A 25294-nucleotide genomic window follows, 5' to 3' on the forward strand; every position below is an offset into this window, starting at 1 on the left:
TTACTGACGATATAAAAAGTCGCTGTTTTATGGACTAGAGCGCGTTTCGATCTGATTGGATCAGATCAGCGCTCTAATTATCTGTTTTAACGCGCATCTTTGTCCGAAAACCGTTTCACACTTTTCGGGATGCGCTCTAAAGCATTTCCAGCAAAAGTAGGAACCGGTTTTGCGTTCGGGAATGCGTAAAAACAAATAGTTACAGCGGTTCCAACGATTCAATATTAATTGGAACTGCTGTAATGTAACAACTCCTGCCTGTTGAGAAAACGCTAAATACGCGATCTTTATGAAATGACACAACTTCAACGCGCTTCGGCGCTAACATGCGGCAATGCCTCACTGGATTGAACGTTTCCGCGAGACTATATCAAGGCTATGAATGCTTCCTCGGCATAACTCAATTCGGCAAGAGAGAATGACCGTTCTTATCAATCAGCCTCATCCATCCATCGACAGAGCATCAATCGACAGGTTGGTTAGTATTTTTTATGGAAGAGCCCGCGAAGACGACCTTATTGGCCCGGTCTTTTCAAAGGCCGTGGATGATTGGGATCACCACATCGAGCGCATCAGCGAATTCTGGTCATCCGTCATTCTGAAAACGGGGCGCTATGACGGACGCCCGATGCCGCCACATCTGCGCCTGGGCTTAAAAGGCGAACACTTTGATCGCTGGCTGCAGTTGTTTGAACAGACAGCGCGCGACGTTTTCCCACCTGAGGGTGCAATCATTTTCATTGATCGCGCCCGCCGCATTGCCGACAGTTTTGAAATGGCAATCGCCACGCATTCGGGGCAGATCGCGGCACCACGCCATTCGCGCAAGCCCTTGTAAAAACAAGCCCTTGTAAAAAAACGCCTGCCTCTGACAACAGAGACAGGCGATCCAATAGTTTTCAACGCGCGTCTTATCCGAAAACTGTTTCACACTTTTCGGAACGCGCCCCGATTATGCAGCAGGTTTGGTTTTTTCTGCCTGAAGCTGCAACTTATGCCGCAACAGCATTCCATAAAGGTCACGCGGCTCATCTGGATCAGCGAGCAGATCAAGCTGCTCGTAGAAACCCGTATCCTGCAGCTTATCGCGTACATAACGCAGTGCAGAAAAATCCTCAGTCGCAAAGCCAACAGAATCGAACAACGTGATCTGGCGGGCATCCTTGCGGCCTTCCGTTTTACCCGTGATAACTTCCCACAATTCGTTGACCGGATAATCTTCCGGCAACTGCTGGATTTCACCTTCAATGCGGGTCTGTGGCGGATATTCAACGAAGATGTCCGAGCGGCGCAGGATATCTCCATGCAACTCGGTCTTACCGGGGCAGTCGCCACCAACCGCATTAATATGAACGCCTGCACCAACCATGTTATCGGTCAGGATCGTCGCACTGAGCTTGTCTGCCGTAACTGTCGTGATGATCTCTGCACCCTCAACGACTTCTTCAACGTCCTTGCAGATCACAATATCGAAGCCAGCGCCTTCGAGATTGCGTGCGCATTTTTCTGAGGCGTTACGATCAATGTCATAAAGACGCAGCTTGTCTACGCCCAGTATCGCCTTGAATGCCAGAGCCTGAAACTCGCTCTGTGCTCCATTGCCAATGATCGCCATAGTGCGAGCGTTCTTTGGAGCGAGATGCTTAGCGGCAACTGCTGAGGTTGCAGCCGTGCGCAGTGCAGTCAGGATTGTCATCTCAGTCAGAAGCATTGGATAACCATTGCCCACATCTGAAAGCACGCCAAATGCCGTTACCGTCTGCAGACCATCACGCGTATTCTTTGGATGACCATTCACATATTTGAAGCCGTAAAGCGTACCGTCGCTCGTCGGCATCAGCTCGATCACGCCTTCATCGGAGTGCGAGGCGACACGTGGTGTCTTGTCGAAGCTCTCCCAGCGGCGGAAGTCTTCTTCCACATAATCGGCGAGTTCCTTCAAAAAGGTCTCAACGCCAACGGAAAGAACCAGCTTCATCATATGATCAACACTGACGAATGGAACAATATTGAGGTTAGGTTGCGTCATCATTACTCCTAAAGCGCATCCCGAAAAGTGCGAAGCGTTTTTCGGAACAAAATGCGCGTAAAACGAAGAAATAGAGCCTCCAATGGCCAGACGATTGCATCTGGCCACGAGAGGCGGTCTTCTGATTCAATAGTTGATGGTTGGACGGTCCATGACGCTGCGGCCAAGCAAGCTCGCCATCAGATCAACCATCACAGTTGCAGTGCGTCCACGTTCATCGAGAAACGGGTTAAGTTCCACCAGATCGAGGCTCGTCACCAACTCACTGTCATGCAGCATTTCCATAATCAGATGGGCTTCGCGGAAGGTTGCTCCACCTGGAACAGTGGTTCCAACAGCAGGCGCAATCGAAGGCTCTAGGAAATCGACATCAAGGCTGACATGCAAAAGGCCGTTTTCTTCCTTCACGCGCTGGAGGAACCGGCGTAAAAGAGCGGCCACGCCATGCTCATCGATTAGGCGCATGTCATAAACAGCCACGCCAGTCTGCTTGATTGCAGCGCGTTCTGCCGGATCAACACTTCGAATACCCATCATGCAGACATTGTCAGGATCAATCGGCGCTGCTAATGGCGGGAAATAGCCCTCAAAGCCCTTCTGGCCAGTGTAATAAGCAACGGGCGTGCCATGCAGATTACCACTGTCTGTGGTTTCCAGCGTATGGAAATCCGTATGGGCATCAAGCCAGAGCACAAACTGCTTGCGGCCCTTTTCTGCAGCACGGCGCGCAATGCCCGGAACTGTGCCTGCGGCGAGCAGGTGATCGCCGCCGAGGAAAATCGGAAACCCTTCTTCGCTTTCGCGATAGGCAGCCTCACTAATTGCTTCGATCCAGGCAACGGCCTGTGGCAACGCCTTGATTGCAGGATTGGGATGGGTCAGCGGACGCAGCTCGGCCTGTGCCAGATTGCCCAGATCGGTAAACTCGTGGCCGAGTTCGCGAATGGCTTCTGCAATGCCCGCAGCCCGATAACCGTCGGGGCCCATGTTGCAGCCCAGACGACCAGTGCCTTCCTGAACAGGTAATCCCAAAATCTTGCAATGCATAAAGTGCTACTCCTGAGAAATTATCAGACAAGGTTGACCATTAACCCTTGGCGATGTGAACCATACGGATTGGCAAATTTATCGTTTTGCTTTATCAAAACGGCAGATTTATATTTCAAATTGGAGAAATCATGGACGAGCTGGATGAAAAGCTGATCACCGTCCTGCGCCATAATGGTCGTCGCAGTATCTCGGATGTCGCCATTGACCTTGGCGTTTCCCGCGCAACGGTGCGCGCACGTATGGAACGCTTGGAGCGCTCGGGCGACATTATCGGCTATACCGTCATCTTGCGTTCAGATGCTGTTGATCTGCCGGTTCGCGGCATCATGATGATCGAAATTGAAGGCCATGTTGCCGATCGCGTGGTGAAATCATTGGGCGGGTTTTCGGAAATATCGGCCATCCACACCACGAATGGTCGCTTCGATTTGGTGGTGGAACTGGGGGCTGCAACACTGACCGATTTCGATGCTGTCTTGCGCCGTATTCGACTGGTGCCGGGCATCAAGGCCAGCGAAACCAATCTTCTGCTTGCCACCCCGCGCTCAACACGGGCGCGTCTGTAATAAAAGCGCATCCCTGAGAGGGTGCAATAGTTTTGGGAAAAGATGTGCGTCTGTCATAAAAAAAGCCCGGCAATTTGCCGGGCTTCTTTTTGCTTTCGTGATCAGGCAAGGATCGGATAATCCGTATATCCCTTGGCGCCACCGCCATACATGTGCTGCTGGTCAAGCTCATTAAGCGGCGAATTGTCCTGCAAACGACGGACAAGATCAGGGTTTGAGATGAATGGCTTACCAAAGGCAACCACATCAGCACGACCACTTTCGATCTCTTCTTCAGCCAACTCACGATCATAGCCATTATTGACCATCCAGGCAGCCTTGCCACCAGCATCACGATAAACCTGCTTGAGATGCGCATAGTCAAAAGGCTGCGAACCCTGCTGGAAATCGCGTGGACCGCCAGTCGCACCTTCAATGATGTGGATATAGGCAAGACCATAATCGGCAAGCTTTTCGATCACATAATCAAAGAGTGGCTGGGGATCTGGGTCCGAAGCATCATTGGCTGGCGTCACAGGCGAAAGACGAATGCCGACCTTGCCCGGTGAAACCGACTTGGTGATCGCATCAACCACTTCAAACAGGAAGCGAGCACGATTTTCAATGGAGCCACCATATTCATCGGTGCGATGATTGCTGCCCGAACGCAGGAACTGATCAATCAGATAACCGTTTGCTGCGTGGATTTCGACACCATCAAAACCAGCGACTTCAACCGCATCCTTGGCAGCCTTGGCGTAAGTGGCAACGATACCCGGCAATTCGCTCTTTTCGAGCGCGCGTGGTTCGGACGTTGGTGCAAATTCGCCGGTGCCGTCTTCGTGCACGAGATAGGTCTTCGATTTTGCGGTGATGGCCGAAGGCGCAACGGGCTTGCCGCCATTTGGCTGCAATGTGTCGTGCGAGATACGACCCACATGCCACATCTGAACGACGATCTTGCCACCGGCGCTGTGCACAGCATCCGTCACGCGTTTCCAGCCAGCAAGCTGTTCAGGCGAATAAAGGCCCGGCACATCGGCATAGCCCTGTCCCTGATGGCTGATCGGCGTTGCCTCGGTGATGATGAGACCGGCGCTTGCACGCTGTTCATAATAGGTGACGTTGAGATCGTTCGGCACTGCCTTTGGCGAGCGATTACGCGTCAAAGGGGCCATAACAATACGGTTGGCAAGCTTTAAATCACCAATGGTGACTGGATCAAACAATGTGGCCATGGATGCATTCCTTCAAATTGGAAAGATTGGGCGAATTGATAAAGTGGGCTAAAGATCGGACAGCGATTGAAGCAAGGCGGCTATCGCCTCCTCATCGCGTTTGTAGAACGTCCATTGGCCGACACGGTGAGGCGCGATCAGCCCCGCCTTCGTCAACACGGACAAATGAGCAGAAACGGTGGATTGGGAGAGACCACACCGTTCAAACTGACCGGCGCACACACCCATCTCCAAAGGCATGTGCTGAGCAGAGAAATGCTTCTCCGGCTCCTTGAGCCAGCTTAAAATGTCGAGACGAACAGGATGAGCGAGTGCCTTGAGTATTTCGTCCAAAGGCATAGCTAATGCTATGGTTTGAATGTCCGACATCTCATTCACCTCGCTAATCTTTGTTCATATCGTCATTTCACGATATATGTATCGCTTGTGATCGATTTAAAAAGAGGGAAGCCGTTCACATGCGCGTGAACGGTAAATATAGCTGCTTTCCTGTGGACCACCATATTGGCCTTGATTGCGTCAAACGGGCATCCGACTATGTTCGCTGCAAATATTTGAGATTGGAATGATTATGGCCGACGACATTAAGCGCATTGCCGGGATTATCGCAGCAGAAATTAATGCAAGACCGGAGCAGGCTATTGCCGCCATCGGTCTTCTTGACGAAGGTTCGACCGTTCCTTTTGTTGCGCGCTACCGCAAGGAAGTCACCGGCGGGCTTGATGATACGCAGCTGCGTCAGCTTTCAGAACGCCTCGGCTATTTGCGCGAACTCGAGGCACGTCGCAGCTCAATTCTCGAATCGATCCGCGGCCAGGAAAAACTGACGCCGGAACTCGAACTGAAAATCGCAGGCGTTCAGACCAAAGCCGAGCTTGAAGACCTCTACCTTCCCTATAAGCCCAAGCGCCGAACCAAAGCGGAAATCGCCCGCGAGCGCGGCCTTGGCCCACTTGCCGAAGCCATTCTGACCGACCGCAGGCTGGTCCCCACAGAGATTGCTGCGCAATATGTTACTGGTGAAGTTGCCGATGTGAAGGCAGCCCTTGATGGCGCGCGCGACATCGTCGCCGAAGGCTTTTCGGAAAATGCCGAACTCATCGGTAATCTGCGCAACTATCTCAAAGATCGAGCTGTTCTGCGCTCGCGCGTTGTCGATGGCAAACAAGATGCAGGCGCAAAATTCTCCGATTATTTCGACCATTCCGAACGCTGGGCAAATGTTGCAGGCCACCGCGCGCTGGCCATGCTGCGCGGTCGCAACGAGGATTTTCTGTCACTCGACATTGAAATCGACGCCGACGACACATCGCCTGTAAAGCCGGTCGAACGCAAAATTGCAGCCGCTTATAATATCGGCGCGACCTTGCCCGGTGACCGCTGGCTGATGGAAGTTGCAGGCTGGGCATGGCGCGTCAAACTCTCGCTCTCCTTGTCGCTCGATCTCATGCGCGATCTGCGTGAACGCGCCGAGGAAGAAGCCATCAACGTCTTCGCCCGCAACCTCAAAGACCTGCTGTTAGCCGCCCCTGCAGGGTCGCGCGCCACCATGGGTCTTGATCCGGGCATCCGCACCGGCGTCAAGGTCGCAATCGTCGATGATACCGGCAAGCTGCTCGACACAACGACGGTCTATCCATTCCCTCCGAAGAACGACGTGCGCGGCACGCAAGCAGAACTTGCAAGCCTTGTGCGCAAACACAAGATCGAATTGATTGCTATCGGCAACGGCACAGGAAGCCGCGAGACGGAACGCCTCGTCGTGGATATGCTCACCGACATGCCAGCGCCAAAGCCGCTCAAAGTCATCGTGTCGGAAGCAGGCGCATCGGTCTATTCGGCATCAGAAGCAGCAGCGGCAGAATTCCCCCAGCTTGATGTGTCATTGCGCGGTGCTGTTTCCATTGCCCGCCGCTTGCAGGACCCGCTGGCGGAACTCGTGAAAATTGAACCTAAATCCATTGGCGTCGGCCAATACCAGCATGATGTTGATCAATTCCGTCTGGCACGATCGCTCGATGCGGTGGTTGAAGACGCTGTGAACGCGGTTGGTGTTGATCTCAACATGGCATCCGCACCACTGCTGGCACGTGTATCGGGGCTTGGAAAGTCGCTCGCTGAAGCAATCGTTGCGCATCGCGATGCAGCCGGAGCTTTCAAAAACCGCAAGGAACTTTTGAAAGTCGCTCGCCTCGGCAACCGCGCTTTCGAACAATGCGCTGGCTTCCTGCGTATCGCGAACGGCACCGAGCCGCTCGATGCCTCTTCCGTTCACCCGGAAGCCTATGGCGTTGCCAAAAAGATCGTTTCCGCCTGCGGTCGCGACGTGCGCAGCCTGATGGGCGACAGCGCAGCGCTCAAGGCACTCGATCCGCGTGTCTTTGTTGATGAGCGTTTCGGCCTGCCCACCGTGCGCGACATCATTGCCGAGCTTGATAAGCCGGGCCGCGACCCACGCCCGGGCTTTAAAACCGCGACTTTTGCCGACGGCATCGATGACATTAAGGACTTGAAACCCGGCATGATGCTGGAAGGCACCGTCACAAACGTTGCGGCCTTTGGTGCCTTCGTCGATATCGGCGTGCATCAGGACGGACTTGTCCATGTTTCGCAGCTTGCCGACCGCTTCGTCAAAGACCCGCATGAAGTGGTCAAGGCTGGCGATGTGGTGAAGGTGCGCGTGACGGAAGTTGATGTGCCACGCAAGCGCATCGGCCTCACAATGCGCAAAGACGGCGGCGAAGCCCCTGCCCCGCGCAACAATGCCCCACGCGATGCAAGGCCCGCGGCCAAGCAGAACTTTGCCCCGCGCAAACAGGAACAACCGTCAACCGGCGGTTTTGGTGCAGCCCTTCTGGAAGCGATGAAGAAGAAGTAGCCAAGTGCGACAGCGCAGCCCCTCATTCTGAGGGGCGACTTGAGCTTCGCGAAAGGCGCCGTCTCGAAGGACGAGGGGCGGCTCAAAAAACATAATAGATGCATTTCCCCTCGTCCTTCGAGACGCCGTTTTCAACGGCTCCTCAGGATGAGGGTGGTGGCGGCAAAAAACTTTTCAAAAACGCTATATCTTATTCCCGATTGGAAAACCGGTTGAGACTTTTCTCACCGGCATATCATCGGTGGGAATGATCCAGCCACCGCGAATGGCGATGCGAACCTCATCGCCTTCTTCCAATCTCACTGGGTCGCGCACCTCAAAATGCAGCTGGATATCTGGTTTTGCGATAGAGTGTGCTTCGATGCGTGAACCACCACCGCGATAGATCGAACGTTTCACGCGCACCGGAATGCCGCCGGTTTCAGTCAACTGCAAATCCTCGGCCCTGACACAGAACTTTGCATTCGCACGTGGCATTTCAATGCCAGAACAACGCACCTGCGCACGGCTTCCCAGCACCAGCGCCTCGCAATGCCCCTGCTGCGCGAAGGAAAGTACCTCCGCAGGCAAAACCATGCCGTGAGCGATAAAGGACGCGACCATTTCGCTCGCAGGTTCTTCATAAAGCTTGCGTGGTGTGTCGAACTGTTGAAGCTTGCCATGATCAAGCACTGCGATACGATCCGCGAGCGCCATGGCCTCAGCCTGATCGTGGGTGATGTAGATAATCGTCGTGCCGGTACGCTTGTGGAATGAGGCAAACTCATCTTCCATCGAAGCGCGCAGATGCACATCGAGATTGGCAAGCGGCTCATCGAACAGCACCAGCGATGGTGCAGCCACAAGACAACGAGCCAGTGCCACACGCTGCCGCTGACCACCAGACAAATTAGCCGGGCGACGATCACCGAAACCATCGAGATCGACCAGCGCCAGGGCTTCCTTCACACGGCGTTCGCGCTCGGCCTTGGTAACCTTTGCCACGCGCAGACTATAACCGACATTTTCGGCAACCGTCATATGCGGCCATAGCGCGTAATTCTGGAAGACAATGCCGACTTGCCGCTTTTCCGGCGGCACATTACCGTCAACATGCGAGACGCGCTTTTCGCCGATATGAATTTCACCACCATCAAGCTCTTCAAAACCTGCAATCATGCGCAAAAGAGTGGTCTTCCCACAGCCTGAAGGTCCAAGAATGGCAACAAACTCGCCGTCCTTCACGTCCAATGACACTTCAGACAGAGCCTGAAATTCATTGAAAGTCTTGGAAACCTGATCAATTTTCAGTCGCGCCATGGCAGCACTCCATTTGGAAGACGTCGCGCAAACAGATTGGTTGCAAGCATCAGTATGAATGTTACCGCAACGGCCAAAATGGAAATGGCCGCTGCATAAGCGGAATCCCCGGCTTGCTCAAAAGAGAACATAACTACGCCCAACGTCTCTGATCCTGACGCCCAGAGAAGCGCGGAAACGGTCAGTTCGCAAAAGGCAGTCATGAATATGAGCACACCACCTGCAAGCGTAGCCGGAGCCACCAGCGGAAATATAATGGTTCGCAGACGATAGAAAAGTCCAGCGCCTGCAATTCGGGCCGCCTCCTCCAGTGCTCGGTCGATCTGGTGAAGGCCAGCCACCGTTGGCCGCAAGGCCAGCACGAAGAAGCGCGCAAGATAGGCAAACAGGATGATCCAGATCGTATTGTAGAGACTGACACCTACGACCGGAAACGGCTTCAGGAACAATAACAAGCACGCAATCGCCAGCACCACACCGGGCAATGCGTAAGGCATCTCGGCTGCAAAGTTGAGGATCGGCGTCCAGCGTCGTTTGCGCCATGCCAGCATATAGGCAAGCGGGACGGCAAGCAGAATCGCAAAGAGAGCCGCTGCCAGTGAAAGCATTATGCTGTTCACAAAAGCCCGCGCGGCACCCCCATGTTCAAGCATAACAAAGCGGAAGTTTTCTGACGTTGCGGTCGCAAATGTCAGCGGCACGCCATAAGCGGGAACAAGAGCGGACAGCGTGAGCCCGATAAGCGGCAGAAACAGCACAATAATGATGAGCAGCCACGCGGCAATTTCTGCCAACAAACGCCATGAGCCAAGTGCGAAAGGCGCAGATGGTAGCGAGGTTGAAACAATGCGGAAATCACGTCTGCGCGTCGCATAATCCTGTGCCGCGATCCCCGCCATGGCAATCAATCCGATCAGCACAGAAAGCACAGCAACGCTGGACAGCACAGCAGGCCCACCGCCTGCAAGACGTTGATAAATCAACGTGGGCAAAACCAGATAGTTGGACGGAATGCCGAGAAATGCCGGAATGCCGAAATTACCAACGCAGGAGACAAAAGCCAGTGCAGCAGCACCAATGATTGAGGGCGTCATTAGCGGCAGAATGATCGTGCGCAGAACCGTCCATTTACTGGCACCGGCACTTAAGCCCGCTTCGACCAGCTCACGTGGTAGCTTTCGCAGGCCTGCACGCACGATCAGAAATACCAGTGGGCCATATTGCACCCCCAGCAGAAAGATGATGCCCCATACCGAATAGAGCGGATTGCGACTACCGAGCGGCGGAGCCATACCAATGATTTTAAGAAGCTGGCTCGATGGCCCAAACAGTTGCAGCCATGCCAATGCAGTGACCTGCGGGGCAATGAGAAGCGGTGTGACATAAAAAAGAACGAAGACGTTGCGTCCGCGCATGTTTGTGAGGCCGACAAGCAATGCAGCAGCAATACCAAAGACCAGCGCTAGCAACGTTCCGCCAATGCCGATCTGCAAAGAATGCCAGGTCGCTACCCATGTCGATTGATTACCGAGCGTCTCGACTAGCACCGAAGTCGAAAACTTGCCCTGCGGCGCAACGAGCTCAACAAGCAAGCGTGCCATCGGCAAAAGCGACAGCACAGCTACGATCAAGGTTATTCCAATGATCAGGGCCGCATCACGGCCCTGAATATCTCGAAACATGCGCATAAAAACGTCTTGCCTTATCCGCCGAAGAGTTCGGAAAACTGCTTCTTGTCAGCGCCAGTCTGCTCCAGCACCTTCTGAGTGTCGATAGGCATGATATTGATCTTGGTGCCTTCCGGTAGCCAGGCAGGACGACCAACGCCTTCCTTGGCAGGCAGATAACCCTGCTCAAGTGCAAGCTTCTGACCATCATCTGACAGAATGAAGTCCACGAATTTCTTGGCACCATCAACGTTCTTCGCAGTCGCCATAATTGCAACCGGTTCCGTCACGGCGGGCACACCTTCCGATGGGAAGACGAACTCGATTGGCGAGCCTTTTGCTTTTGCATTCAGCGCCATAAAGTCCACGAGAATGCCGTAAGGCTTTTCACCACTGGCAACCGATTTCAGCACAGCACCATTGCCTTTGACGCTTGCCAGTTCATTGGTCTTGAGATTCTTGAAATAATCCCAGCCGAGATCTTTGTTAAGCGCGAAACCACTCAGAAGGTAAGCTGCGGCACCCGAGTAAAGCGGGCTTGGCATAACCACCTGCCCCTTATACTCAGTGGTCGCAAGATCTGCCCAATGTTCAGGCTTCTGGCTCGCACCCGTATTATAGGCGATGCCGGTGGTGATCAGCTTGGAACCGAAATAGGTCTTGTCGGCGTCATAGCTATCCGCTGCAAAACCATCAACCTTGGCGTCCGTATAAGCGAGCAGGCGCTTATCCTTCTTCAGACCTTCCATCGTCACTGCATCGGCGATGAGGAGAATGTCAGGCTGCGGTGCGCCGGCCGAAAATTCAGCCGCAAGCTTGGTGAGAAGTTCGCTCGTGCCCGAACGGAAAATCTGAACATCCGTATCCGGGTTTGCCTTGCGGAAAGCCTCGACGGTCTTTGCCGCGTCTGCTTCAGGCTGTGACGTATAAAGCGTCAGCGTATCGGCCTGAGCGACAGCGATAGAGAGAGCAAGAAGAGCAGGAATGGCACTGGCCCGCTTCAGCATCTTGTTCATGGAGTTGGCTCCTCGAATTTCTGTGTGATTTTCCGCAGTGTGTCCTGCCGCTCCGGCATGACGGCGCTGCATACGTGCCGAAAGGGCGCAGATACTGTCGTATTGAGAAGCGCGATCATTCCTGTTCATGACTCACCTGTCAAACAAGCTCTAAAACATATGCCTCAAAATCGGAACCGATTTTGAAAAGCAAAATGCCCTCCGGCAGATTTCTATTCTGCAGAAGGGCATCTATCACTTGAATAGATCGATTTCACCTTCCGCATCTCTTCCGACTTGGAAGCGATGCGGATGCCATAACGGGCTTTGGCTTCAATTATATGACAGTGTGAGGCAGCTTTAGATGATTATCCCGGCTGCATGTGCCACCTGTGCACCAGCTTCATAATAGGCTTCACGCAAGCCGCGGAAATTCTGTGCCTTGGGATCGGTGACAGGCAAAGGCAGATCATCCTCGGAAATCGCGCCGGAAACGAGTTCTGCCAGCAAACGTCCGAATACGGTGCCCGGTGCAATACCGCGACCATTATATCCGGAGAAGCCAACCACATTCCGGTCAAGACGATGGAACTTCGGCAGGCTGTCATTGGTCATACCGATCTTGCCATACCATTCGGCTTCAAACTCGACATTTCCGATCTGCGGGAACAGGCGCTTCAACGATTTTTTAGCCCATGCCGTATGAACGGCCGCGCCCGTATTGCGCAACGCTCCAACGCTGCCAAACACCAGACGGCCTTGGCTGTCGAAACGGAAAGACGATAGAACTTCCTTCGTATCCCAAGCGCCCTGACGTTCTGGCAGAATGCTCTTTTTTAAATTGTCGGAAAGCGGCTTGGTCGCCATGTTGAAATAAGGCAGATGCACCAATTCCGCGCGAACCTCTGCCCAAGGCACATTGGTATAGGCATTGGTTGCGACCACAACCCAGTCAGCTGTCACGGTACCTGTGGCAGTCTTCACCACCCACTTGCCATTCTGCTCGGTGGCACCCGTTACCGGGCTTGCAGTATAGATTTGCGCGCCTGCTGCAACCGCTGCATGTGCCAGACCGCGCACATAAGCAAGCGGCTGAATCGTACCGGCCCGCAGATCAAGCAGCGATCCGGCATAGGCTTTCGTGCCAACCTTGGCTTCGGTTTCCTTCGCATCAAGCAGCTTCACATTGGCACCGCGCCGCGCCCATTGCTCATAGCGATCTTCAAGTTCCTTGAGACCGTTCTTGCCAACAGCGCAATGCAGCGTTCCCTGCTTTTCAACTTCACAGCTGATCTTATGCTTCTCAATCAGTTCAAACACCAGCTTCGGCGCATTTCCAAGAACGTCGAGCAAACGATCGCCGTGCTTTTGGCCCAGCACACCTGGCAGATCATCAGGCATGACCCACATGCCTGCATTGACCAGACCGACATTGCGACCCGAGCCGCCATAGCCGATTTCGATCCCTTCCAGCACGATTGCTTTCGTGCCCTTTTCCGCAAGATGCAGCGCCGTAGAAAGGCCGGTAAATCCGCCGCCGACAATCACCACATCGGCGGTCAAATCGCCTTTAAGCGTTGTGGTCTTCGGTGCGGCTGGAGCGGTCTTTTCCCAAAGGCCATGAGAGCGCGGATCGTTGAGCATGAACGGCAACCATTTCATATGATGAAAAACAGACGGCATTTATCGCCAAAACTATTTCACGTGCTGGCAGTCTCAAAGACAGCAATATTTATGCAACAATTCATTCCCGTTCGGAATGAACTAAGCCTGAATAGTCTGTGTTGCCGACCTGCCCCGCGATCCACTGACAGAACACCTGTGTCAGCGGGTTCTCAAGCTTGCCTTCGGGAACCACCAGATAATAGTCATTCTCGGTACGCATCGGCTGCTCAAAAAGCATAACCAGTTCGCCGTTACGCAATTCCTGTTCGATCAGATAAAGCGGCAACAGCGCAAAGCCAAGACCTGCGAGAGCGGCACCGATCACCATCGAAAACTGATCAAAGCGATGGCCACGATAGGCAGACTTGCCTTCCACTCCGCAGCTTTCAAACCATTGCGCCCACATCTTGGGGCGCGTCGCCAGATGCAACAGCGGCTCATCTTCCAGCTCTTCCGGGGTTGCCGGATGGCGCGCTTTGAGAAGACTCGGACTTGCAACAGGCACAATCACCTCTGAGCACAGGAAGGCGCAGGTCGCATGTGCCCAGACCGGCTGGCCATAATGGATGGCAAGATCGAAAGGCTGTTCTTCAAAGTCGAAAACGCCGGAACGTGAGGCCACATTGATTGCGATACCGGGATGCTTTTCAATAAAATCTGGAATGCGCGGCATTAGCCAGCGCGTACCAAAGGTCGGCAGCGTTGCCACACTAAAGGAAGAGGTCGATTGCGCAGACGCCATGGCGCGCAACATCGTATCCTCAGTCTGATTGAGCAGACGCCGCACTTCCGGCAGGAACTTTCGCCCTGCGTCAGAGAGGAGAATGCGCTGGCGGATGCGCTCAAACAGCAATACACCGAGCTGGCTTTCGAGATCCTTGATCTGACGGCTGACAGCACTCTGGGTGAGATTGAGTTCATTGGCGGCTTGCGTGAAACTGCCATGTCGGGCCGCACATTCAAACGCCTGTAGCGTGGCAATGTCGGGGATCAGTCTCCTGCTAAGCTTCATTCCAATCTCGCATTAACATAGTTGCGTTCGTCGCGATCATAACGGCAAAACGGCTGATATGATACATTTTCATCATAATCCCGGCATGTTCCTCCCGCAAATAACATGTCCGTCCCCAAGATGACACAAGTTCTACGGAAGCTTTCGCAATGAACGAGCATAAATTCATTTCGCCAGACGCCATTCGCTCTGCGTTCTCAGCAGCGATGTCGGCCATGTATAAGCAAGAAGTGCCTGCCTATGGCACATTGATGGAGCTCGTCGCCGACGTTAACGCCAAGGTTCTGGCGGATGACACTCATCTGCACGAGCGCCTGACGGAAACCGACTCGCTCGAGCGCATTTCCGAAGAGCGTCACGGCGCAATCCGCCTCGGAACGGCTGCTGAACTTTCCATGATGCGCCGCGTTTTCGCTGTCATGGGCATGTTTCCGGTCGGTTATTACGATCTGAGTGCTGCTGGTGTGCCTGTGCATTCCACCGCCTTTCGCCCGATCGACGACGCAGCACTCAAGCATAATCCGTTCCGCGTTTTCACCTCTCTGCTGCGTCTTGATCTGATTTCAGATGAAAAGCTGCGTGAAGAATCGGAAGAGGTCCTTTCCAAACGCAATATCTTCACGCCGGGCGCTATCGCTCTCGTCGAGAAGGCAGAGGCGGAGGGCGGTCTGAGTGATGCAGACGCCAAGGCATTGGTTACGGAAGTTCTCGAAACTTTCCGTTGGCACGACCATGCCAATGTCAGCGCCGATCTGTATCATCGCCTCCACGATGCACATCGCTTGATTGCTGACGTCGTGTCGTTCAAAGGCCCACACATCAACCACCTGACCCCGCGCACCCTCGATATCGATGCCGTTCAGGATCAAATGCCAGAACGCGGCATTAACCCGAAAGCCGTTGTTGAAGGCCCGCCAACCCGCAAATGTGCGATTCTTCTGCGTCAGACCTCGTTCAAGGCACTGGAAGAAGAAGTCTCGTTCATCGGTGAAGATGGCAAGTGGACACCTGGCTCGCATACCGCTCGTTTCGGCGAAATCGAACAGCGTGGCGTCGCTCTCACACCAAAGGGCCGTGCGCTTTACGACAAGCTGCTCAACGACACCCGCGCAGTTGCACGCCCTGCCCCTGATGGTTCAAACTCGGCTGAATATGTGAAGGCGCTGAGCGACACCTTTGCGGCTTTCCCTGACACATGGGCTGGCATTCGCGAAGAAGGCCTTGGTTATTTCGCCTATTCGGTCAAGGATGCCGCACGTCTTGCAGCCTTCAGACCAGATACCGATATTGAGACCCTGATCGAAGGCGGCGCAGTCCAGTTCGATCCGATCATCTATGAAGACTTCCTGCCGGTCAGTGCTGCTGGTATCTTCCAGTCCAATCTGGGCGACGACGACGCGCAGGATTTTGTGGAAAGCCCGAACCAGAAGCGTTTCGAGGAAGACCTTGGCGCCAAAGTTCTTAATGAATTCGAGCATTATGCTCGTATCGAACGCGAATCCATCGAAGCTGTACAGGCCCGCCTGAGCGGTCTTGAAGCAGCAGAATAATAATAAAGCAGTTTAAGAGGATAAACATGAACACCGCTGTTAAAAAACTCGACGTGAAAAAAGAAGCCGCTGATCTGCTTTCCAAGCTTGGCGTTGACGCCTCAATCTACACGTCGGGCGACCTCGCTGGCTTCAGCCCGGTCTCCGGTGAACAGATCGCTTCGATCAAGACCCACAGCAAAGAAGATGCAGTCAAGATCATCGACAAGGCTGACGAAGCTTTCCGCGCATGGCGCACTGTTCCAGCTCCAAAGCGTGGCGAACTGATCCGTCTCTTGGGTGAAGAACTCCGCGCTTCCAAGGAAGATCTCGGCCGTCTCGTTTCGCTCGAAGCTGGCAAGATTCCTTCGGAAGGCCTCGGCGAAGTACAGGAAATGATCGACATCTGCGATTTCGCAGTCGGTCTGTCGCGTCAGCTCTACGGTCTCACCATCGCAACCGAACGCGCTGGCCATCGCATGATGGAAACCTGGCATCCGCTCGGCGTTGTCGGCGTTATCTCGGCCTTCAACTTCCCAGTTGCTGTCTGGGCATGGAACTCCGCTCTCGCTATCGTTTGCGGTAACGCAGTTGTCTGGAAGCCATCGGAAAAGACCCTGCTCACCGCTATTGCATGTGACGCAATCCTGAAGCGCGCCATCAAGCGTTTTGGCGATGCTCCAGAAGGTCTGGCTGAAGTCGTACTCGGTGACCGTACTGTTGGTGAAGTTCTCGTTGACAGCCCAAAGGTTCCTGTTCTTTCGGCAACCGGTTCGACCCGCATGGGCCGCGAAGTTGGTCCACGCCTTGCAAAGCGTTTTGCTCGTGCAATCCTCGAACTCGGCGGCAACAATGCCGGTATCGTCTGCCCATCGGCAGATCTCGACATGGCACTGCGCGCAATCGCTTTCGGCGCAATGGGCACCGCTGGTCAGCGTTGCACGACGCTCCGTCGTCTGTTCGTGCACGAAAGCGTTTATGATGCGCTCGTTCCACGTCTTCAGAAGGCTTATGCAAGCGTTTCCGTCGGCTCGCCGCTCGAAACTACTGCTCTCGTTGGTCCATTGATCGACAAGGTTGCTTTCGACAACATGCAGAAGGCACTCAAGGAAGCAGCCGCTCACGGCGGCAAGGTACAGGGCGGCGAACGCGTCGATGCTGGCCATGAAAACGCTTACTATGTGCGTCCGGCTATCGTCGAAATGCCAAAGCAGCAGGGTCCAGTTCTCGAAGAAACCTTCGCTCCGATCCTTTACGTCATGAAGTATTCTGACTTCGACGACGTGCTGGCGAGCCACAACGAAGTTGGCGCAGGTCTGTCCTCGTCGATCTTCACGCTCAACCTGCAGGAAGCAGAACGTTTCCTCTCGGTTGAAGGTTCGGATTGCGGCATTGCCAACGTCAACATCGGCACTTCGGGTGCTGAAATCGGCGGCGCATTCGGCGGCGAAAAGGAAACTGGCGGCGGTCGTGAATCGGGTTCGGATGCGTGGAAAGGCTATATGCGCCGTGCGACCAACACCGTAAACTATTCGAAGGCTCTGCCGCTCGCACAGGGCGTTTCCTTCGACATCGACTAATCGGTCTGATTTCGGATCAAAAGAAAACCCCGCTTTTGGCGGGGTTTTTTATTGGCTTAATCTTTGAATTGGCACAACGCATCAACCGGTTGAGATTTTTGCAATGACGCGGCGAGAATGGTGCTTTCTCGAGAACCGGAGCGGAGTGTACTTTAAGGTACATGAGCACCGGAAGCACAGAGAAGCGCCATTTGCAGACCGTCAGTGCGTAAATATCGACTGGTCGATCAGCCCATGCGTTCGGAGGCGAATGAACCGGGAGAGGCCGGGAATACGACGGTGCGATTGCCGTTGAGGAATGAACGGTGATGGATATGCGCGTGAACGGCACGCGCCAAAACCTGCGCTTCGACATCACGTCCGATGGATACGTAATCCGCAGCACTCTGCGCATGGGTTACACGCGCCACATCCTGCTCAATGATCGGACCTTCATCAAGATCAGCGGTGACATAATGTGCGGTAGCACCAATCAGCTTCACACCGCGCTCATAGGCCTGCTTATACGGGTTCGCACCCTTGAAAGACGGCAGGAAGGAGTGATGGATATTGATGATGCGGCCCGACATTTTCTGGCAGAGCGGGTCTGACAAAACCTGCATATAACGCGCAAGAACCACCAGTTCAGTGCCGGTATCGTTGACGATATCAAGAAGGCGCTGCTCGGCCTCTGGCTTGTTAGCCTTGGTTACAGCGACGTGATGGAAGGGAATGTCGTGGTTCACGACGACCTTCTGGTAGTCAAAATGGTTCGACACGACACCGACGATATCGATTGGCAGTGCCCCGATCTTCCAGCGATAGAGGAGATCGTTGAGGCAATGACCAAAACGCGACACCATCAGCAATGTCTTGGTGCGATGTGCATTGTCGTGGAAATCAAAATTCATCTCGAAAGGTGCAGCGATCGGTGTAAAGCCGTCGCGCAAAGCATCAAGCGGCACGCCTTCCTCAGAAATGAAGCTAACCCGCATGAAGAAGCGGCCAGTATCCAAATCGTCAAACTGCGCACTGTCGACGATGTTGCAACCCTTGCCCGACAAATAACCGGAAATAGCGGCAACGATGCCACGCGTGGATTTACAGGTGACGGTCAGGACAAAGTTATGCATCGGACTTCCTCAAAAGCATTCCCAGCAAAAGTACAGAGCGGTTTACGCCGTACATTGCGTAAAAACTAAATGATAGAGCGGTTCGTATTATTCAGTTTAACCAGAACTGTTCTATCGTGCAGGCACAACCACATCGTGATTTCTACTGCACGACGCAGTGCCAGCCATGCCAGAATGCGTAATGCACTGACCGGATTGCGCTATCAAGTGCTTTACGCGGCAGATGTCGTGAATTTGGCCTGCTCGTTATACGGTGGACGTGACCTTGGCGAGATTACGCGGCTTGTCTGGATCAAAGCCCTTGCGGCGCGTCACTGCTTCAATAATACGATAATAGTTGATTAGCGACACAAGCGGGTCGAGATGTCCATTGCCGGTGCTGGCCGATGGTATGCGATAACCTGGCACTTCAGCATTTCCAAATGATACAAGGTTGGCACCAAACGAGCCGAGACGGTTGAGTGCTTCAATGCTTGTTTTCAATGCCTCGTCCCGCGGGATGAAAGAGATAATTGGAAAGCCATCTTCCACCAGACGCATCGGGCCGTGCATCAATTCTGCGAGCGAGAAAGCTTCTGCATGGATGTTCGCCGTTTCCTTGGCTTTCAGCGCCGCTTCAAGCGAAATGGCATAGGCTGTGCCGCGTCCACCTGTGAACAGCGACCGGGCATTGAAAAGCAGATCTTCGACTGTCTCACGGCCTTCGGGCTTCGTCGCAGCGAGCGCTTCCGGCAAGCGTCCCAATCCGACTTGCAATCCTTTGTCCTCGCTTGCCGCAGCGACAACCCCAGACAGTGCGGCCACAGACGCGATGAAAGACTTGGTTGCGGCAACGCTTTTTTCTTCACCCGCGTGAAGTGCCAGGACAATATCGGCAGATTTTGCCAGTGGGCTATCAGTGACATTCACCACCGCGACGGTCGTTGCACCACCACGTTTTGCTGCCTCCTGCACGGCAATAATGTCGGGACTTGCGCCCGATTGCGACACGGTAAAATGCAGACCACCCTCCAGTTTCAGCTTCGCGCCATAAACGGAGGCCACTGATGGACCAATCGAGGCAACGGGAATGCCGGTGGCGATCTCCATCAGATATTTGAAGAATGTAGCCGCATGATCGGAAGAGCCACGTGCAGCGGTCGTGATCACCCAAGGCGAATTTTCAAACAGCCGCCCGATCTCCGCAAATGTTGCCGCCTCTGCTGCAAGAAGTTTCGCCACCACAGATGGCGACTGTTCGGTTTCCTGTAGCATCAATGATGGGGCAGTCTGCATGATCATTCTCCGAAAAAGAAAAGTCTGCACGAGGCAGACTTTCTTCATATCAATGTTGCGGCTTTGGCTCCACCGCCGTTTGTGTGTTTTTTGCGTCAGGTTCCTTGATACGGAACCATGCCACATAGAGCGCGGGAAGGAACAGCAGCGTAATGGCCGTACCGGCAATGATGCCGCCCATCATGGCATAGGCCATCGGCCCCCAGAACACCTCACGCGCAATGGGGATCAGTGCCAGACTTGCAGCTGCTGCTGTCAGCGCAATCGGCCGCATACGGTGCTGACTGGCCATCACGACAGCATCCCAAGGATGAATGCCATCGGTTATATGCTCCTCTACCTGCACGATCAGAATGACCGAATTTCGGATGAGAATACCGATGAGTGCCAACACCCCAAGGATCGCCACGAAGCCAAGTGGCTTGCCACTTGGAAGCAGTGCTGCAACCACGCCAATCAGACCCAGCGGAGCCACTGCCACCACGAGGAACAACCGCTGGAAGCTCTGCAATTGCAGCATCAGCACTGTTGCCATGACGAACAGCATCAGTGGCACCACAGCCGCAATCGGCCCCTGACTCTTGCCACTTTCCTCAACTGTGCCAGCCGTTACAACGGAATAGCCAGCGGGGAGCTTATCGACGAACGCCTTCACCGAAGGTTCAAGTTCTTTGACGATAGTATCCGGCATCGTTTTATCAACGATACCAGCAGCAACCGTTATCGTTGGAATGCGCGAACGGCGATAAATCACCGGCTGCTCAAGCTCGTAGCGGAAATTGGCAATAGCTGCCAGCGGTACCGAACTGCCGTTGCCAGTCGCAATCTGCAGGCTTTGCAATGTGTCGATGGAATCGCGTTCATGCTTCTGCGCGCGAACAATGACATCGATGAGATAAATTGAATCGCGAACCTGCGTGATGCTGATGCCGCCAACAACGCCATTCAATGTCGTGGCAATATCCTTGGATGAAATGCCAAGCTTCCGCGCTTTATCCTGCATCACGTCGACACGGATAACACGCCCCGGTTCATTCCAGTTGTAGTTGACAACACCGAGCCGCTTATCAGCACTCATAATGCCAGCAAAATCCTGAGCAATGCCGCGCAGCTTCTGAACATCAGGGCCGGAAATGCGATACTGCACCGGACGCCCGACCGGCGGTCCAAGTTCAAGGAATTTCACAAACGTATCTGTACCCACATAATCCTTGCGCAGAACGTCATCGAATTTCGCTTTCAGGCGATCACGCGCTTCCACATCCTTGGCGACCACCACCATCTGTCCGAAATACGGATTGGCTGGCTGCACATCGAAAGAGAGAATGAAACGGATCGCGCTTTGTCCGACATAGGTACTCCAATGCTCGATATCTGGATTGTCCTTGAGCATTGTCTGTTCAAAACGCTCCATCTGTGCCTTGGTATCGGCAATGGAACTGTTCTGCGGCAGGGTCCAGTCGATCACCAGTTCCGGACGGTCGGACTGTGGGAAGAACTGACGTTCGATAAAGCCCATACCGAACACAGAAACAACGAACAGAGCGATTGTCGTGATAATGGTGATCCACTTATGGCGCATGGCCAGAAGCAGTGTCGTCGAAAAGGCTTTGAAAAAGCGACTGCGCTTTTCCTCATGATGCTTCATTTTCTTAGGAAGAAGCGTCACACCGAGAAGCGGCGCAAACAACACGGCCACAATCCATGAAACGATCAGCGAAACCGCAATCACCACAAAAAGCGTGAACGTATATTCGCCCGCCTGACTGGTGTTGAGGCCAATCGGAATGAATCCCGCGATGGTCACGAGCGTACCCGTCAACATCGGAAAAGCCGTGTGCGAATAAACATAGGTCGCGGCCTTGTTGATGGGGTCGCCCTGCTCCAGCCGGGCAACCATCATTTCCACCGCAATCATCGCGTCATCGACCAGAAGCCCCAGCGCGATAATCAGCGCACCAAGTGACACGCGTTGCAATGAAATATCCATCAAAGACATGGCAAGGAAGGTAATTGCCAGCACCAGCGGGATGGACAGCGACACCACGAAGCCTGCTCGCAAGCCAAGGCTGATGAAGCTCACGGCCAGAACGATCACAACCGCCTCAAACAGTGCCTGCGTGAAACCCGAAACAGCATCTTGAACAACTTCGGGCTGATCGGCCACTTTCAATACATTGATACCAACCGGCAGTTCCGCCTTCACTTCTTGCATCAATGCGTCCAGCTTCTCACCGAACTCAAGCAGATTGCCATTTGGCTTCATGCCAATGCCCAGACCAATCGCATCTTGGCCGTTGACCCGGAAAATCGATGATGGTGGATCGACATAACCGCGCGTGATGGTCGCCACGTCCGACAAGCGGAAGAAACGATCATTCACACGGAGGTTGACCGCACGAAGATCAGCTTCCGAATTGAACTGCCCGCTGACGCGAACGCTGATCCGCTCAGGCCCGGCCTGCACCACACCGGATGGCGTAATGGCATTTTGATCCTGAAGCGCTTTCAGAATGGCCTGCTGATCAAGGCCAAGGGCTGCCACTTGTCGGGTCGAGAACTCGAGATAGATTGCCTCATCCTGCGCGCCAATGAGTTCAACTTTACCGGCATTGGGTATAGTCAGAATTTTCGTGCGTACATCTTCCGCATAATCACGCAGCTGCCGCATCGACAGCCCATCCGCAGTGAAGGCAAAGATATTGCCAAAAACATCGCCGAACTTGTCGTTGTAATAGGGACCATAGACGCCTTCCGGCATGTTTGGCTTTATGTCGTCGAGCATATGACGCACTTCGGACCAGGCTTTTGTGACCTGTTCCTTGCGAACCGTATCCTTCAAAAAGACAAATACGACCGACTTGCCTGCCGTGGTGACGCTGCGTGTATAATCGAGTGTGTCGAGTTCTTCGAGCTTCTTCTCGATACGATCCGTAACCTGATTCATCGTTTCATCGATGGATGCGCCCGGCCAGTTGGCCTGCACCACCATCGTCTTCACGGTAAATTCCGGATCTTCCGCGCGCCCTAGATCAAGATAGGAGATGAGCCCCGCGACCAGAAAGACGAGCATGAAATACCAGACCAGCGACCGGTGGTTCAAAGCCCAATCAGAAAGATTGAAACCTTTTTTCATAGGCTGCTTCCCTTCGCATCCAGACGGACTTTTTGCCCTTGCTTGAGTTCGTTCACTCCGGCAATCGCCACATAGCTGCCAACTTCAACATTATCGGCAACAAAACTCTCGCTGCGACGTTCGACAACCTGAATGTCTTGGAGGCTTACGGTCTGTGTTTTAGGATCAATGACCCAGATTTCGGTTTTGCCGTCTTTCTCAAGCAAAGCCTGTATCGGCAAAATCACGTGGTCTTTTTCCGCTCTTGCAAGCCCCGCCCTGATGGTCGCGCCAAGGCGGAAACCTTCCGGCGGATTCTCAAGCGCGATCCGAACCCGACGTGTACGGGTCTGAGCATCGGCCTGGGGGGCGACCTCGCGCACAGTGCCATTTCCAGTCACCGTCGGATCAGCTTGCAGCTGCACATTAAACGGCGTTCCCGCCACGAAATATTCTGTCATGCTGTCGGGGATATCGAGAACCGCTTCACGAATGTCGGGCCTTGCAACCGTCATCACTGCCTGCCCTGCGGCCACCACCTGACCAACTTCGGCATTGGTGGCTGAAATGACGCCATCAAAATCCGGACTTAAAACAGCATATCCGCGCTGATCTTCCGCCTTGCGCAATCCAGCCTGCGCTTTTTCAAGCCCGGCCTGAGCGCTGTCACGCGCCTGCTTTGCAGCATCATAATCGGCCTGTGAAATATTGTTGCCTTTGAGCAGAATACGCAGACGTTCTTCACTGGCCGCAGCATTGGCATATTGTGCTTCAGCACTGGAAAGATCAGCTTTTGCCGACTGCACCGAAAGATCGAGCGTGGAAGGGTCGAGCATCGCAACCATTTCGTCTTTCTTGACGAGATCGCCCACTATAACCGGGCGCGCAATGATGCGACCAAGAACCCTAAACGCAAGGTCGGTCGAATATCGTGGTTCGATGGTGCCGGCAAAACTGGTCTGGATCGCAGGCTTGGGTGTTGCAATCGTGTAAAGCACCGGGCGAATTGCTTCGGCTCCCGATGATTTGTCATCATCCTTGCCACAGGCCGCAAGTGTTATGAGCGAACCAACAATAGCGAGGCAGCTCAAGAGCTTCATGGTCGGCTTCATTGTGCACCGGCTCCTTCAAGACCCTGCATAATCTCGGTCTGAGCGCCCGAACGAAGCATTTGTGCGCCTTTGGTAACAATGAGTTCGCCAACACCCAAACCGGAAGCAACGATCACTCGTTCTTTTTCATAGGCCAGCACCTTAACCGGCACGAGGGTCGCAACTTGTGTGTCCTTCGCTACGCGCCAGACAGCTGTACGGCCCGAATCGGACGTCATGGCGCTCCATGGCAGGATCACCACTTGCTGATTTTCCATATGGACGGTGCCCGTTATAGTGGCACCAAGCGCCATCTGTTCAGGCGTATTGGCAATGCCAACTTTCACGCGCACGGTGCCAGTCTGTGCATCAACCACTGGCGAGATTTCGCGAATTTTTCCTTCCGCCTGAACGCTATCATCCGACAGCAAAGCGAGGGTAACGTCCATGCCAATCTTGGCATAATTGACCAGCGTTTCCTGAACATCGAAGATCGCATCACGCGGACCATCTTCGGCAATCGAAAACGCCGTTTGCGCAGCCTGAACCACCTGCCCGGTTTCAATATTGCGGGCCGTCAACACACCCGAAACCGGCGCATGAAGTTCTGTATAGGAAAGCTCATCACGCGCATTGCCAAGCTGGGTTTCAGCATTCATCAGCGTGCTTTGCGCCGTGCGGTAAACTTGCTCGGACTGATCGAATTGCGAACGCGTGGTAAACCCTTGTGCAAGCAAGGCTTGCTGGCGTCTGAAACTGGCTTCTGCCTGCACTAGCTGGGCTTGTGCGGCGTCCTTGGAAGCCTGCGCGACGCGCATATTGGATTGCTGCTCGGCATTGTCGATCCGCGCAAGGATTGCACCTTTTTCGACATGCTGGCCGATTTCGACCATACGCTCCACAACCTGCCCATTAACGCGGAACGATACATTGACCAGCGAACGGGCAGCTATCGCGCCTGATAGCGTAAGCTTTGGCTGATAGTCGATTAACTTGCTTTCTGTCACGGCAACAGCAACGACGCCGCTGGTTTCAGCATGAGCATAAAACGCTGAAGCGAGGACCCCTGTTGTAACAACGAGAACGCCCATAATCGCTCGAAGCGCACTATGTGCCGCTTTCACAAGAGGATAAAATTTTGTGGCCATCTATACGATTCTCGCTCTTTTCCTGGAGGGCACAATGCAACCAAAATAATGCTGAGAAAAGCATGC

General features: G+C 53.9%; 19 protein-coding genes. 5 read left to right on the plus strand and 14 right to left on the minus strand.

Features of this window, described 5'->3' with window-relative positions:
* The first annotated feature begins 418 nt into the window (after positions 1–418).
* Complete coding sequence (locus CES85_RS17945) at positions 419–838, plus strand: group III truncated hemoglobin (RefSeq protein ID WP_095447154.1); 420 nt, start codon at positions 419–421, stop codon at positions 836–838.
* Between the two features lie 114 nt (positions 839–952).
* Here the strand turns inward: CES85_RS17945 and ocd are convergent, their stop codons facing one another.
* Together ocd and rocF are read right to left on the minus strand one after the other, a co-directional pair.
* A complete protein-coding gene (gene ocd / locus CES85_RS17950) occupies positions 953–2029 on the minus strand; it encodes an ornithine cyclodeaminase (protein WP_095447155.1) in 1077 nt (358 codons plus the stop codon).
* Between the two features lie 126 nt (positions 2030–2155).
* A complete protein-coding gene (gene rocF / locus CES85_RS17955) occupies positions 2156–3076 on the minus strand; it encodes an arginase (protein ID WP_095447156.1) in 921 nt (306 codons plus the stop codon).
* A 131-nt stretch (positions 3077–3207) separates the two neighbouring features.
* Between rocF and CES85_RS17960 the strand changes: the two genes are divergently transcribed.
* A complete protein-coding gene (locus tag CES85_RS17960; protein WP_094577800.1) occupies positions 3208–3645 on the plus strand; it encodes an Lrp/AsnC family transcriptional regulator in 438 nt (145 codons plus the stop codon).
* Positions 3646–3746: 101 nt separating this feature from the next.
* On the opposite strand, the gene CES85_RS17965 is transcribed toward CES85_RS17960, so the two are convergent.
* Positions 3747–4862 (minus strand): alkene reductase, encoded by a 1116-nt coding sequence (locus CES85_RS17965; protein ID WP_095447157.1) that lies wholly within the window; start codon positions 4860–4862, stop codon positions 3747–3749.
* A gap of 48 nt (positions 4863–4910) precedes the next feature.
* Entirely contained in the window at positions 4911–5231 is a 321-nt protein-coding gene (locus tag CES85_RS17970; RefSeq protein WP_095447158.1) for an ArsR/SmtB family transcription factor, read from the minus strand.
* 202 nt (positions 5232–5433) lie between these two features.
* On the opposite strand from CES85_RS17970, the gene CES85_RS17975 reads away from it, so the two are divergent.
* Positions 5434–7740 carry a Tex family protein gene (locus CES85_RS17975; RefSeq protein ID WP_095447953.1) on the plus strand — a complete coding sequence of 769 codons (2307 nt, stop codon included), beginning with the start codon at positions 5434–5436 and terminating at the stop codon, positions 7738–7740.
* 183 nt (positions 7741–7923) lie between these two features.
* Here the strand turns inward: CES85_RS17975 and CES85_RS17980 are convergent, their stop codons facing one another.
* The 5 genes from CES85_RS17980 to CES85_RS18000 all read right to left on the minus strand — a co-directional run bounded on the left by CES85_RS17980 (position 7924) and on the right by CES85_RS18000 (position 14378).
* Positions 7924–9039 (minus strand): ABC transporter ATP-binding protein, encoded by a 1116-nt coding sequence (locus CES85_RS17980; protein WP_095447159.1) that lies wholly within the window; start codon positions 9037–9039, stop codon positions 7924–7926.
* The gene (locus CES85_RS17985) at positions 9027–10727 is read right to left on the minus strand and encodes an ABC transporter permease (RefSeq protein WP_095447160.1); all 1701 of its coding nucleotides are present in this window, start codon (positions 10725–10727) and stop codon (positions 9027–9029) included. The genes CES85_RS17980 and CES85_RS17985 overlap by 13 nt, the downstream gene beginning before the upstream one ends.
* A gap of 14 nt (positions 10728–10741) precedes the next feature.
* Entirely contained in the window at positions 10742–11722 is a 981-nt protein-coding gene (locus CES85_RS17990; protein WP_095447161.1) for an ABC transporter substrate-binding protein, read from the minus strand.
* Between the two features lie 339 nt (positions 11723–12061).
* Positions 12062–13345 (minus strand): NAD(P)/FAD-dependent oxidoreductase, encoded by a 1284-nt coding sequence (locus tag CES85_RS17995; RefSeq protein ID WP_095447954.1) that lies wholly within the window; start codon positions 13343–13345, stop codon positions 12062–12064.
* A gap of 100 nt (positions 13346–13445) precedes the next feature.
* Positions 13446–14378 (minus strand): LysR family transcriptional regulator, encoded by a 933-nt coding sequence (locus tag CES85_RS18000; RefSeq protein ID WP_095447162.1) that lies wholly within the window; start codon positions 14376–14378, stop codon positions 13446–13448.
* A gap of 149 nt (positions 14379–14527) precedes the next feature.
* Between CES85_RS18000 and hglS the strand changes: the two genes are divergently transcribed.
* Positions 14528–15928 (plus strand): 2-oxoadipate dioxygenase/decarboxylase HglS, encoded by a 1401-nt coding sequence (gene hglS / locus CES85_RS18005; RefSeq protein WP_095447163.1) that lies wholly within the window; start codon positions 14528–14530, stop codon positions 15926–15928.
* A gap of 26 nt (positions 15929–15954) precedes the next feature.
* Positions 15955–17487, plus strand: coding sequence for an L-piperidine-6-carboxylate dehydrogenase (gene amaB, locus CES85_RS18010; protein WP_095447164.1), 1533 nt, complete (start codon positions 15955–15957; stop codon positions 17485–17487).
* Positions 17488–17714: 227 nt separating this feature from the next.
* Here amaB and purU read toward each other — a convergent pair whose 3' ends face one another.
* From purU to CES85_RS18035, 5 genes are all read right to left on the minus strand, one after another.
* On the minus strand, positions 17715–18599 hold the full coding sequence (purU, locus tag CES85_RS18015) for a formyltetrahydrofolate deformylase (protein ID WP_095447165.1): 885 nt from the start codon (positions 18597–18599) through the stop codon (positions 17715–17717).
* A gap of 246 nt (positions 18600–18845) precedes the next feature.
* Positions 18846–19874, minus strand: coding sequence for an SIS domain-containing protein (locus tag CES85_RS18020; RefSeq protein WP_095447166.1), 1029 nt, complete (start codon positions 19872–19874; stop codon positions 18846–18848).
* Between the two features lie 49 nt (positions 19875–19923).
* The gene (locus tag CES85_RS18025; protein ID WP_095447167.1) at positions 19924–23010 is read right to left on the minus strand and encodes an efflux RND transporter permease subunit; all 3087 of its coding nucleotides are present in this window, start codon (positions 23008–23010) and stop codon (positions 19924–19926) included.
* Positions 23007–24101, minus strand: coding sequence for an efflux RND transporter periplasmic adaptor subunit (locus CES85_RS18030; protein WP_095447168.1), 1095 nt, complete (start codon positions 24099–24101; stop codon positions 23007–23009). The genes CES85_RS18025 and CES85_RS18030 overlap by 4 nt, the downstream gene beginning before the upstream one ends.
* On the minus strand, positions 24098–25228 hold the full coding sequence (locus tag CES85_RS18035; protein ID WP_095447169.1) for an efflux RND transporter periplasmic adaptor subunit: 1131 nt from the start codon (positions 25226–25228) through the stop codon (positions 24098–24100). The genes CES85_RS18030 and CES85_RS18035 overlap by 4 nt, the downstream gene beginning before the upstream one ends.
* Positions 25229–25294: the final 66 nt, after the last annotated feature.

It is taken from the genome of Ochrobactrum quorumnocens, assembly GCF_002278035.1.
Taxonomy (GTDB): domain Bacteria; phylum Pseudomonadota; class Alphaproteobacteria; order Rhizobiales; family Rhizobiaceae; genus Brucella; species Brucella quorumnocens.

Coding starts and splice junctions, on each gene's coding strand:
- CES85_RS17945 (WP_095447154.1), top strand. CDS start 419: ATGACCGTTCTTATCAATCAGCCTCATCCATCCATCGACAGAGCATCA.
- ocd (WP_095447155.1), bottom strand. CDS start 2,029: ATGACGCAACCTAACCTCAATATTGTTCCATTCGTCAGTGTTGATCAT.
- rocF (WP_095447156.1), bottom strand. CDS start 3,076: ATGCATTGCAAGATTTTGGGATTACCTGTTCAGGAAGGCACTGGTCGT.
- CES85_RS17960 (WP_094577800.1), top strand. CDS start 3,208: ATGGACGAGCTGGATGAAAAGCTGATCACCGTCCTGCGCCATAATGGT.
- CES85_RS17965 (WP_095447157.1), bottom strand. CDS start 4,862: ATGGCCACATTGTTTGATCCAGTCACCATTGGTGATTTAAAGCTTGCC.
- CES85_RS17970 (WP_095447158.1), bottom strand. CDS start 5,231: ATGTCGGACATTCAAACCATAGCATTAGCTATGCCTTTGGACGAAATA.
- CES85_RS17975 (WP_095447953.1), top strand. CDS start 5,434: ATGGCCGACGACATTAAGCGCATTGCCGGGATTATCGCAGCAGAAATT.
- CES85_RS17980 (WP_095447159.1), bottom strand. CDS start 9,039: ATGGCGCGACTGAAAATTGATCAGGTTTCCAAGACTTTCAATGAATTT.
- CES85_RS17985 (WP_095447160.1), bottom strand. CDS start 10,727: ATGCGCATGTTTCGAGATATTCAGGGCCGTGATGCGGCCCTGATCATT.
- CES85_RS17990 (WP_095447161.1), bottom strand. CDS start 11,722: ATGAACAAGATGCTGAAGCGGGCCAGTGCCATTCCTGCTCTTCTTGCT.
- CES85_RS17995 (WP_095447954.1), bottom strand. CDS start 13,345: ATGCTCAACGATCCGCGCTCTCATGGCCTTTGGGAAAAGACCGCTCCA.
- CES85_RS18000 (WP_095447162.1), bottom strand. CDS start 14,378: ATGAAGCTTAGCAGGAGACTGATCCCCGACATTGCCACGCTACAGGCG.
- hglS (WP_095447163.1), top strand. CDS start 14,528: ATGAACGAGCATAAATTCATTTCGCCAGACGCCATTCGCTCTGCGTTC.
- amaB (WP_095447164.1), top strand. CDS start 15,955: ATGAACACCGCTGTTAAAAAACTCGACGTGAAAAAAGAAGCCGCTGAT.
- purU (WP_095447165.1), bottom strand. CDS start 18,599: ATGCATAACTTTGTCCTGACCGTCACCTGTAAATCCACGCGTGGCATC.
- CES85_RS18020 (WP_095447166.1), bottom strand. CDS start 19,874: ATGCAGACTGCCCCATCATTGATGCTACAGGAAACCGAACAGTCGCCA.
- CES85_RS18025 (WP_095447167.1), bottom strand. CDS start 23,010: ATGAAAAAAGGTTTCAATCTTTCTGATTGGGCTTTGAACCACCGGTCG.
- CES85_RS18030 (WP_095447168.1), bottom strand. CDS start 24,101: ATGAAGCCGACCATGAAGCTCTTGAGCTGCCTCGCTATTGTTGGTTCG.
- CES85_RS18035 (WP_095447169.1), bottom strand. CDS start 25,228: ATGGCCACAAAATTTTATCCTCTTGTGAAAGCGGCACATAGTGCGCTT.